General features: G+C 71.5%; 10 protein-coding genes and 2 pseudogenes. 6 read left to right on the top strand and 6 right to left on the bottom strand.

Going from position 1 to position 10,041, the window contains the following annotated elements; translation table 11 throughout:
• Positions 1 to 36: 36 nt before the first annotated feature.
• Positions 37 to 306, bottom strand: coding sequence for a hypothetical protein (locus MVA01S_RS05455; protein ID WP_003931439.1), 270 nt, complete (start codon positions 304 to 306; stop codon positions 37 to 39).
• Between MVA01S_RS05455 and MVA01S_RS32335 the strand changes: the two are divergent.
• Positions 205 to 450 (top strand): annotated as a pseudogene (locus MVA01S_RS32335) (hypothetical protein); the annotation flags it as partial. The gene MVA01S_RS05455 and the pseudogene MVA01S_RS32335 sit on opposite strands and share 102 nt — an antisense overlap.
• Here the strand turns inward: MVA01S_RS32335 and MVA01S_RS05460 are convergent.
• The 3 genes from MVA01S_RS05460 to MVA01S_RS05470 form a co-directional block, all read right to left on the bottom strand.
• Positions 339 to 4,664, bottom strand: a complete 4,326-nt coding sequence (locus MVA01S_RS05460) for an HAD-IC family P-type ATPase (RefSeq protein ID WP_003931438.1) — start codon at positions 4,662 to 4,664, stop codon at positions 339 to 341. The pseudogene MVA01S_RS32335 and the gene MVA01S_RS05460 overlap by 112 nt on opposite strands.
• A gap of 86 nt (positions 4,665 to 4,750) precedes the next feature.
• On the bottom strand, positions 4,751 to 5,158 hold the full coding sequence (locus tag MVA01S_RS05465) for a hypothetical protein (RefSeq protein WP_040541729.1): 408 nt from the start codon (positions 5,156 to 5,158) through the stop codon (positions 4,751 to 4,753).
• A gap of 99 nt (positions 5,159 to 5,257) precedes the next feature.
• Complete coding sequence (locus MVA01S_RS05470; protein ID WP_003931436.1) at positions 5,258 to 5,815, bottom strand: type 1 glutamine amidotransferase domain-containing protein; 558 nt, start codon at positions 5,813 to 5,815, stop codon at positions 5,258 to 5,260.
• Positions 5,816 to 5,900: 85 nt separating this feature from the next.
• On the opposite strand from MVA01S_RS05470, the gene MVA01S_RS05475 reads away from it, so the two are divergent.
• Complete coding sequence (locus MVA01S_RS05475; protein ID WP_003931435.1) at positions 5,901 to 6,176, top strand: hypothetical protein; 276 nt, start codon at positions 5,901 to 5,903, stop codon at positions 6,174 to 6,176.
• 82 nt (positions 6,177 to 6,258) lie between these two features.
• Positions 6,259 to 6,960: a cutinase family protein gene (locus tag MVA01S_RS05480; protein WP_003931434.1), complete on the top strand. Its 702-nt coding sequence runs from the start codon at positions 6,259 to 6,261 to the stop codon at positions 6,958 to 6,960.
• A 4-nt stretch (positions 6,961 to 6,964) separates the two neighbouring features.
• On the opposite strand, the gene MVA01S_RS05485 is transcribed toward MVA01S_RS05480, so the two are convergent.
• A complete protein-coding gene (locus MVA01S_RS05485; protein WP_003931433.1) occupies positions 6,965 to 7,219 on the bottom strand; it encodes a metallothionein in 255 nt (84 codons plus the stop codon).
• 68 nt (positions 7,220 to 7,287) lie between these two features.
• On the opposite strand from MVA01S_RS05485, the gene MVA01S_RS05490 reads away from it, so the two are divergent.
• Complete coding sequence (locus MVA01S_RS05490) at positions 7,288 to 7,980, top strand: HemK2/MTQ2 family protein methyltransferase (RefSeq protein WP_003931432.1); 693 nt, start codon at positions 7,288 to 7,290, stop codon at positions 7,978 to 7,980.
• A 5-nt stretch (positions 7,981 to 7,985) separates the two neighbouring features.
• Positions 7,986 to 8,213: a CDGSH iron-sulfur domain-containing protein gene (locus tag MVA01S_RS05495; protein ID WP_390176148.1), complete on the top strand. Its 228-nt coding sequence runs from the start codon at positions 7,986 to 7,988 to the stop codon at positions 8,211 to 8,213.
• On the opposite strand, the gene MVA01S_RS05500 is transcribed toward MVA01S_RS05495, so the two are convergent.
• The gene (locus MVA01S_RS05500) at positions 8,190 to 9,200 is read right to left on the bottom strand and encodes an iron-containing redox enzyme family protein (protein ID WP_040541886.1); all 1,011 of its coding nucleotides are present in this window, start codon (positions 9,198 to 9,200) and stop codon (positions 8,190 to 8,192) included. The genes MVA01S_RS05495 and MVA01S_RS05500 overlap by 24 nt on opposite strands.
• A gap of 235 nt (positions 9,201 to 9,435) precedes the next feature.
• On the opposite strand from MVA01S_RS05500, the pseudogene MVA01S_RS05505 reads away from it, so the two are divergent.
• A pseudogene (locus tag MVA01S_RS05505) lies at positions 9,436 to 10,041 on the top strand (ferritin-like domain-containing protein); the annotation flags it as partial.

Raw genomic sequence — 10,041 nt, forward strand, 5'->3', positions numbered from 1 at the left:
CGACGAATCGTTTCCCGGCACGGTCGACCGGTCGCGCTAGGCGTCCTCGAGGGCCTCGCCGATCTCCCGGGCGATGCGGTTGTGCTCATCGTGACCCAACAGGTGACCTGCGGCCACCACCAGCGCGACGGGCCATTCGATGATCTCGACGGCGGCCAGCACCCCGAGGGTGGCGTAGAACGCCAGCTGCTCGGGTCTGGGCAGTTGGACCCGGCCGAACACCGGCAGCTCCACGGCGATCGAGTGGGCGTCGTGGATCCTGTGGACGGTGTGATGAGGCGCCGTCTGTCGCGAGGATTCGGCCATTCGTTGCCTCCCGGTCATGGCGTGTTGGGTGTTCAGACCCCCGCGGTGTGGACCGTGGAGTCCGTGTCCGACTTCGAACTCAGCGTCTCCTCCGATTCGGTGTCGGCGCTGTCCCAGCTGGTCGCGATCCCGTTGCGCGAGGTGTACGCCGTGCTGTGGCGGCTGGGCGTGCTCGACATCGAGGATTGAAACCGGGCCAGCACCCGCGGCGCGACGACCGCCGCAGCGGTGGCGACCCCGGCGGTGCCCAGCGCCTGGGTCCACCCGACGGGGCCGAGCGGGGTGCAGCCCAGCAACTGGCTCACGCCGGGCGTGCTGATCAGCGCACCCATCGTGAGCAGCGACCCGGCCGCGGTGGACACCACCAGAGGGCTATGGGAATCGATGAGCGTCTGACCGAGCTGGGTGGACACGAGCGCGATGAGCGCGACCGTCGAGGCCCGCCTCGGCCGCAGCGAGAAGCCCGCAGTGACCCAGGCCGTCGTTGCCGCCGCGGCGGTGGTGGTGCCGCGGATGGCGACGGTCCGCCACAGCGCGGCCTGATCGGGGCCCCTTCCGGAGCTGCGGTCCACGCCCGCGGCCGGGCTGACGGCCAGCGCCGCCGCAGGCAGCGCGTCGGTCAGCATGTTGACCAGCAGGAGTTGGCGGGTGTTGAGCGGCGACCGCCCCGTCAGCGCGGACCCGATCACCGTGAACGCGACCTCACCGGCGTTGCCGCCGAGCAGGACGGCGACCGCCGCCTGGACCCTGCGCCAGAGTTCGCGGCCTTCGTCGACGGCCTCCGAGAGCGCCTCGATCCGGCCGTCCAGCAGCATCACGTCGGCTGCGGTGCGGGCCGGGTCGCTGCCGCGTGAGGCCACCCCGATACCGACGGTTGCCGACCGGATCGCCGCGGCGTCGTTCGCCCCGTCGCCGACCATCGCGCACACCTGCCCGACCCGTTCCAGCGTCTGCACCACCTGCACCTTGTGCTCGGGGGTCATCCGGGCGAACACGACGTTGTCCTGCACCGCGCTCTCCTGGCCGCGGCGGGACATCGACTCCCACCGGGTACCGGTGATCACCTCGTCGACCGTCACCGCAAGCCCGAGTTCGGTGGCGATCGCGGCGGCGGTGACGGGGTGATCGCCGGTGACCAGGCGCACCCCGACCTGCTGTCCCTGCAGCGTGGCCAGCAGCTGCGCCGCGCCCTGGCGCGGGGTGTCGGAGATGCCGACGAGCCCCTCCAGGGTGAGCCCGCCGCGGCAGAGCGCGACGAAGGCCTTGTCGTCGGCGCGTGCGGCACCGGCCTGCGCTGCGGTGACCGTGCGGCGGGCCACCGCGATGACCCGCAGCCCGGACCCGGCCATCGCGCGGACCTGGTGGTCGGTCCCGGTGCCCTTCCGGCGGCAGGCCTCCAGCACGACCTCCGGGGCGCCCTTGATGACGAGTTCGTTGCCCTGGATGCAGGCGGAGAACGGCCGTCCCGACCGGAACGGGAGGTGAATCCCGTCGGTGCCGGGTGTGGTGCCCGCGGCTTCCACGACGGCCGCGTCCGTGGCGTGCTCGTGCCGGTCTCCGTTCCGGGGCGGGGTGGCCCGCGCCGCGTCCGACAGCACCTGCGCGTCGGTGAACCCGTCGGCAGGGGCGACGCGGCTGACCCGCAACCGGTTCTCGCTCAACGTGCCGGTCTTGTCGAAGCACACGACGTCGACGCGGCCGAGCGCCTCCACCGACCGGGGACTGCGGACCAGGGCCCCGGCGCGCGACAGCCGCCGCGCCGAAGCCTGCTGCGCCAGCGTTGCCACCAGCGGCAGCCCCTCGGGCACCGCGGCGACCGCGACCGCCACACCGCTGGCGACAGCCTGTCGCAGCGGCACCCCCCGGAGCACGCCGAGGCCGCTGACCAGCGCCCCGCCGGCCAGGCTGAACGGCAACGCGCGATTGGTCAGGTCACGCAACTGCGCCTGTAGACCCACCGTCGAACTCTGCGTCGGTGCGATCTCGGCCGCGCGGCGTACCTGGGTCTGCGCGCCGGTCGCGGTGACCACCGCGATCGCCGAGCCGGCCACGACGGTGGTCGACGCGTACAGCATGCACGTGCGCTCGGCTACCGCCGCACCCGGAGTCGCCGCGGTTTCCTTTGTCACAGGCAGAGATTCGCCGGTCAGTGCCGACTCGTCGACCTCGATGTCGAAGGCCTCGACGATGCGGCAGTCGGCCGGCACCACTTCGCCGGAGCGCACCTCGACGACGTCGCCGGGCAGCAGGCCGACCGCGTCGACGTTGCGGTAGCCGTTCGCCGCATCGCCGCCGGGCAGGAGCCGGGCGGGCGGATCCTGCACCGCGAGCAGACGGCGCAGTAACCGCTCAGCGCGGACCTGTTGGGACGCAGCCAGTATCGCGTTCCCCGTGAGAACCGACCCGACCAGGATCGCGTCGATGGGCGAGCCGAGCAGCGCGCTTGCCGCCGACCCCACCGCCAGCACCGGGGTCAGCGGGTCGGACAGCTCCTCGCGCACCGAGGCCCCGATCTCGCCGGCCAGCCGTAGCGGCGGCCCGATCACATTGCCGAGGGCGGTGGCCGATGCGTCCGCGGTCGCCGCGAGACGTGAACGCCGTTCGGAGACAGAGTGTTCGGGCGGCGGAAGCTCCCGTCGCACCTCGTCCGCCGACATCGCGTGCCATTCCCGGGTGGGCGCGGGCACCGGGGGACTGTCGGCCAGCGTCGCCCGGGCCAGCCACAGTCCGGTGGCCAGCCCGGCGGCCGCGCCCGCGGTCACCGGACCTGGCCCGCGGCCACTCACCCCGGGGATCATCAGCACCGCACCCAGAATCGTTGCACTGGTCGACAATTCGACACCGCGCCGACTGGCTCGGTGCGCGCGGGGGATCGCGTGCACGAGCCGCCAGGCCGCATCCAGGTCAGGGACGAGAATGTCGGCGCACCACGGCGGACACCGGTCCGCTGCCGGCAGTCCCACGGCCAGGTCGGCGGCGAGCAGCGCGTCGACCGCCTCGGCGGACAGCACCGCCACCGTGCGGCCTTCGGTCTGCAGCGCGACCACGGCCTCGCGCAGCGCGTCGTCGATCGACGTCGTCACCGGATACAGCTCGTCGAACGACGAACCCAGGTCGTCGAGTTCGTCCCCCGCCACCGACACCGCCTGCAGGTCCGCGCGGCGGATCTCGCCGACCAGACCGGCGGCCTGCGGGTGGTGCACATGGCCCACCAGGGCAGCGGCGGCCGGATGGCCGTTTCGGCGGGCCAGCACCGGCGCCGGTAGCAGGTGCCACCCGGCGTCCAGGGTGCCGTCCCGCACGTGTTCCTGAGCCCACTGCCATGCCTGGGTCCGCTCATGGTCGGCGACATCCCGCAAGCTGATGACCCGTAACCGGTCGGTGAGCAGCACGCGCGGATCGATCACCACCGTGTCGATCCGGTCCAGCGTGCGCAGTGAATCCGGGCGCAGGGTGAGCACGTCGTGCCGGTCGGCGAGGCCCCGGCCGAGCGTCGAGGCGAACGCCTCGCGGGCGTTGCGCGCGGCCTTCGGCGCCGTCACCACCACGGAGGTGGCCGCGGAGTTGACGTCGCGGGTCAGCAACCCGACCGATGTCGCCGCCAAACCCTGTGCGACACCGCTGCGTTCGGCGTGACGTTCGAGCGGCCCGGGCGGCATGGGGCAGGGCCGCTGCGGTCTGGCGCGCAGGTCGTCGGTGTCGGTGCGGCCGGTCAGGTCCGGCGCACGCCGCTGCCAGGCCTGCTGGGCGGCGAGCAGTTCACCGACCTGGCTCAGGTGCCGGAAGAACTCGACGGCGAGCGAGGACGGCGACTGGGTGAGCGTGTAGACCGAGGCCGCCGCCAGTGCCAGCGCCGTGTCGGCGGTGTCCGGGCCCAGGCGTTCCTCGACGAGCTGTCGCAGCCGGGGCTGGTAGTCGATGGCCGCGATGACGGCGACCACGCCCGAAGGCAGAGCCGGCCACAACAGGATCCGGCCGGCGGCCGCGGCGCAGAACCCCGCCCCTGTGGCCGCGGTCGCGATCAGCCGCCCGCCCAACGCGACACTGTCGCACGGCAGATCCGCAGGAGGGTAGGCCGCGGTATCCAGGCGCGCCTCCGACGCGGCTACCGCATCGCACAGGGCATCGACGTCCGGCGTCTCTCCCGGCTCCACGGTCACGATCACCCGCGACACCGAGACGTTCACCCGGGCCGACTGCACGCCCGGAACGGCCTTCAGCGCCGCGACCACCTCCTGCGCCAGCGCGTGGTCGGGATCGGCGGCCAACCCGCGGACCTCGACCCAACACCGGTTCTCGCGGCTCCAGCAGCGCCGGGCAGGCGAACCGCCGACGAGTTCCCCTGCGGCGGAACGCATGCCGCTCAACAACTCCGGTGAGACCGGCGCCGGTACGGCACCGAGCACCGAGCCGGCGCCTCGAACAAGACGGTGGAGCAGCGAACTCACTTAGAGCGCCGCGAGGCGGTGGACTTACGTGCCGCCTTGACGGGACGCGCCGTCGCCTTCCGCACCGGCGGCGCCTCCTGGGCCGCCGTCGGCCGTCCGTTGACTTGCGCCGCCGGCGTTCCGTCGCCGCGGTGGCCGAGTTGGTGCATCACCAACGCCGCCCCGCCGACGGTGAGCAGGACCGGCCACTCGACCAGCCCCGCCGCGCCGACCGCGCCGAGCGTCAGCGCCGCGGCGGCAGAGGACCGGCTACCACTGCTCACGCCGGTGCGGACTCCGTTGGCCACTCCCTGGACTCCGCCCACTACTCCGCTGACCGCGGCGCCGCCGACGGCTCCCGCCGCCGCAGTCGTGGCGTCCGCCACCTTGGTGAGGCCTCGATAGGCCGTGGATATGGGATTCATCGGCACTCCTCGCATCCCGGACGCCGGGTATCGGCAATCCTGGGATGCCCCGATTGCCGTCGGTTGTAACTCCGAAGCGTGTCCGGCGGCCGGCGGCTCTCAGGTGTGCGCGGGAGTGCTCGCGAACCGGTCGGTGATCGCCTGGCAGAAGGCGTCGAGATCCTTCGGCGACCGGCTGGTGATCAGGTTGCCGTCGATGCAGACCTGCTGGTCGACGACGGTGGCGCCGGCGTTGCGGAGGTCGGTGCGCAGGCTCGGATACGACGTCAGCGTGCGGTCGCGGACGACGTCGGCCTCGACGAGCGCCCACGGGCCGTGGCAGATCGCGGCGACCGGCTTGCCCGATCGGACGAAATCGCGGACGAACGCGACCGCGGCCTCGCTCAGCCGCACCTTGTCGGCGTTGACGGTGCCGCCGGGCAGCACCAGCGCGTCGTACTCGTCCACCCGCGCGTCCTCGACGACCCGATCCACCGGGAACGTCCCCGCCGGCTCGAGATCGTGGTTACGGGCGTCGATCTCCCCGCTGTCCACAGACAACAGATCGACGGTGCCACCGGCGTCCACGACCGCAGCACGGGGCTGCTCGAGCTCGACCTTCTCGACACCGTCGGCGGCCAGGAACGCGACTTTTCGGCCCTGCAGTTCATCGGGCATGTCATGACTCCTTTCGCTTCGTCGGCAGCATTACCCGCTGACCCACGATCGAATCCCGCGGCCCGATCCGCGTACGGTCTGAGCTATGACTGCCCAGCCCGAGAGTGACCGCCTCGACACGGTCGCGCCAGGAGACCTCATCTCGTTGCCCCTGCCGGACGCCCCTCCCGCCGAGGACCGGCAGTACAAGGTCGTGCACATCGACCGGCGGGGAGCGTCGGCCGACGAGACGATGCTGATCACGCTCGAAGCCGACGACGGGCAGACCTTCGACGTCGAACTGCCCGGCGACACGGTGGTCACCCGCACGCTGGAATCGAAGTGGGAGTCGCCGCAGAGCCCGACGCAGAACCAGGGGTGAGCGCCCCAGTTTGACCCCGGAGGGCCCGTGGTACTGCCCCCGTGCGCCGCAACGCTCGTCGCGGGCGCGGGAAGGAGACAACATGAGGTCGAGTCGTTTCGCGGGCCTGGCCGGGGCAGCTGTGCTGGCGGCATTCGGCACCACCGCCGGACCGGTGGTGCCGGAGGCGTCGGCGCAGGCATGCCCGGACGTCGAGGTGGTGTTCGCGCGCGGCACCGGTGAGGCGCCCGGCGTCGGCGGGGTCGGCCAGGCGTTCATCGACTCCGTGCGGGCCCAGGCCGCACCCCGCACGGTAGGCGTGTACGCGGTGAACTATCCGGCGGCCAACAACTTCGGCGCAGGCGCGGCCTTCACCCAGACCGTCGTCGACGGGGTCCGGGACGCCGCGAACCGGGTGCAGACCATGTCCGACATCTGCCCGAACACCCGACTGGTGCTCGGCGGCTACTCCCAGGGCGCGGTGGTGTCCGGCTTCGCCACGTCCGACCGGGTGCCTGAGTCGATTCCCGCCGCCACGGCACCGAAGCCGCTGCCGCCCGAGGTCGCCGACCACGTCGCCGCCGTAGTCCTGTTCGGCCTGCCGTCGGGCCCGTTCCTGCAGAAGTACGGCGCCCCGGCGCTGACCGTGGGGCCCCTCTACGCCGGTAAGACGGTCCAGTTGTGCGCTCCCGGGGACAGCGTGTGCGACGGCGCGATTCCGGGCGCCGCCAACTTCGCGCACGCGCTGTACCCGGTCAACGGCATGACCAACGAGGGTGCGGCGTACGCGGTGGGCCGGCTCTGATCCGTCAGGCCCCCGCGGGCACCGGCCAACGGTCGTTGACATCGGCGTTGGTGTCCTTGCGCGCACAGTGCGCACAGCAGAAGATGCCGTCGTCGGTCTCGATGCCGTGCCCGAGGATCCGGCAACCGCAATGCAGACACTGCGGGGCCAGCTGTGAGGCCGCGCACTCGACGCTGTCGAAAGTCGCGGTACGCCCGTCGTGGAACGTCACCGTGAACGCCTTGTCGTAGTCGTTGCCACATGTGTCGCAGATACTCATGGCGTTCGGGTTCCCACCGCCGGTCAGCACAAACGTTTGGGCGTCCGGTAAGTGGGCATCAATGATCCGTGACGAGCGCATATACCGAATTCGACGCCCCCGAGATCGGGACTGAGGTCTATCCCCCGCAAGAGGATTCGCAGCTGTTGATCGCAGCGGCGACCGCGGCGGGTGTACTGTCCGGGGCCCGGGTCGCCGACCTGTGCACCGGCAGCGGCGTGGTCGCGATCGCCGCAGCGGCCGCAGGCGCCGGCGAGGTGACCGCTTTCGACATCTGTCCGAAGGCCGTGCGGCGGACCCGTCTGGATGCGCTCGCGGCCGGGGTGGACATCGACGTCCACCGCGGATCGTGGGCCCGCGCCGTGGAATTCGGGCCCTATGACGTGGTGCTCGCCAACCCCCCGTATGTCCCGAAAGCGCCCGAGGTCGACGGGGAGCCGATCCCGGCCGCGGCGGGGCCCTCGCGGGCCTGGGACGCCGGGCCGGACGGGCGGATGGTGCTGGATCCGATGTGCGCGGCGGCGCCGCTGCTGCTGAACGAGGGCGGCACGATGCTGGTCGTGCATTCGGAATGCGCGAACGTCCAGCGCACCCTGGCCGACCTGCGCGCGCACGGCATGCGCGCTGAAGTCGTTGCCCAGCAGCTGATTCCGTTCGGGCCGGTGATGACGGCGCGCGCCCCGTGGCTGATGAAGGCCGGGCTGTTGCCACGCGGCAGCCGGCACGAGCGCATCGTCGTGATCCGTGCGGACGCGCCGTGACCGACATGCGGGTGGTCCGCGTCGTCCCCGGCGGGCCGGTGATGGTCGAAGGTCCCGTGTGCATCGAGATGCCGGACGGGAGCACCGTGGAGTCGGACCGGTTCATGGTCGCGATCTGCGCGTGCCGGCGCTCCAAGACCTATCCGCTGTGCGACACCAGTCACCGGCGCCGGGCGCGCGCCGGTGACGAGGCGTCCGAGCCCGCCCCCTCAGTCGAGGGGGCGGCGCAGTGACGACGTACCGGCCTGCCAGCAATCCATGAGGTGATCCGCCAGCCGGTTCTCGACCAGGTCGAAGGCGCGGATACCGAACACCACGTCGCGGTCCAGGTCCGGTTCGCGGGCCACCAGGTCGCCGACCACATCGGTGCGCACCACCTGCTCGTGCACGGCGTCGGCTTCCACATGCTCGGCGTAGAACGCCCAGCACTCCTGCGGCGCGCCCAGCCGTTTCAGCGCCTGCACCATGCGGCGCGACCCGGGCGGAGACGTGACCTCGGTCGCCGCGAAATGTCCCACCGCGCAACCGCGTAGCCGGCGGTGCAGGCCGAACATCGACATCAGGTTGACCACGGCCAGCGTCTCGGCGGGCACGTCGTCGAGGTAGCCGAGGTAAGAGGTGTCCAGGCCGGCGGCGCTCATCAGATCGGCGAACAACTGCTGGTGCAGCCGCGCGCCCTTGCCCGCGCCGAACTCGTCGAACTCGACCGCGACGAACGACGCCTTGGCCTGACCCGTGAGCCGGGGGATCGCCCACGCGTGGGGATCGCCCTCCTTGAGGTGATACAGCGAACGGTGCGCGAAATACTCACGCATCTGATCCCAGGTTCCCTTGTCCCGCAGGAAGTATGACGGGCCGCTGCCGTTCACCGGCTCCACGCAGAGCTTGTCGAGCTCCTCGAGGGCCGACGCGTCGGGTGCGATCTCGCCGACGCGTCGGCGCACGTCTTCGAGGAAAAGCTCTTCGAGGCGGCCGCGCAGATACAGCAGGCCGGGATTCCACTCCCATTTGCCGTCGACGCCGGCGAATCCGCGGTAGTGCAGCTCGTAGCAGACGTACAGCGCCAGTTGCAGGTCCAGGCCGGCGGGGTCGGCGTCGGCCAGGGAAGTCTCCACCTTGGCCAGATACCGCAACGGCGCGCGCTCGGCGAGCTGCTCGACGACGGACATCGAGATCGGTCCACGGGGTTCAGGCAATCGGGGTTGTACCAGCGTCGGCATCACGTCGGCGTATTTACCCACGTGCGGCGGGGTCAAACCGGGGGTGACCGTCGTCTCGGGCGCGGCCGGGGTACCCGTTCACCGCCGAGAGACACACGTAATGCCGGGTTTTTCACATCGTGCGCGTAAACCGGTGACGACCCGTGAGGCCGGGTAACCGAGACCTCGAGCGCATTCAGTGCGCTGAAGGAATCACACACCATGCCAACTCTCAGACAAGGGGTGAATCGAGTAGATGGCCGCACCGACCAGGACCTTCGAGTCCACCGAATCCATCAAGTCCACACTGATCGCGCAGTTGCGCACCATTCTGGACCTGACCCACACCGAGATCCAGGTCGCGGAGACCAGGGTGTCGCAGGCGCGCACCGACGCGGTGCGCCGCGAGCTGACCCAGAACGCCGAGAACGCCAGGATCCGCGCCGAGGCTATCGAGAAGGCGATCCGCGAACTCGGTGGCTTCCCCGACGTGATCGGGCCGTTCCTGGGCCGCGCCGCCGCGGCGGTCAAGGCGCTCACCGAGCAGGCCGAACCGTTCGACGAGGCGCTGCTGGGCGATCTGGCGCTTGAGGGCCAGTTGCTGGACCGGGCGCGCTACGTCAAGGCGCTGGCCGTCGCGGCCAAGGAGCCGGGCGTGGAGGCCCTGGCCGGCCGGCTGATCACCGCGCATTCCGCGACGGTGGAGTGGCTGACGACCGTGCTCGCCGAGGACGCCCTGGGCGGACCGGCGGCGCTGCGTCGCACGCCGCTGCAGGCCGCGGCCGGGCTGGCCGTGAAGCTGGCCAACCTGCCGTTCACCTGGTCCACCCGGCGCGCCGAGCGGGTCGCCGACGCCATCCGG

Source organism: Mycolicibacterium vaccae NBRC 14118 = CIP 105934, from assembly GCF_001552715.1.
GTDB lineage: Bacteria > Actinomycetota > Actinomycetes > Mycobacteriales > Mycobacteriaceae > Mycobacterium > Mycobacterium vaccae.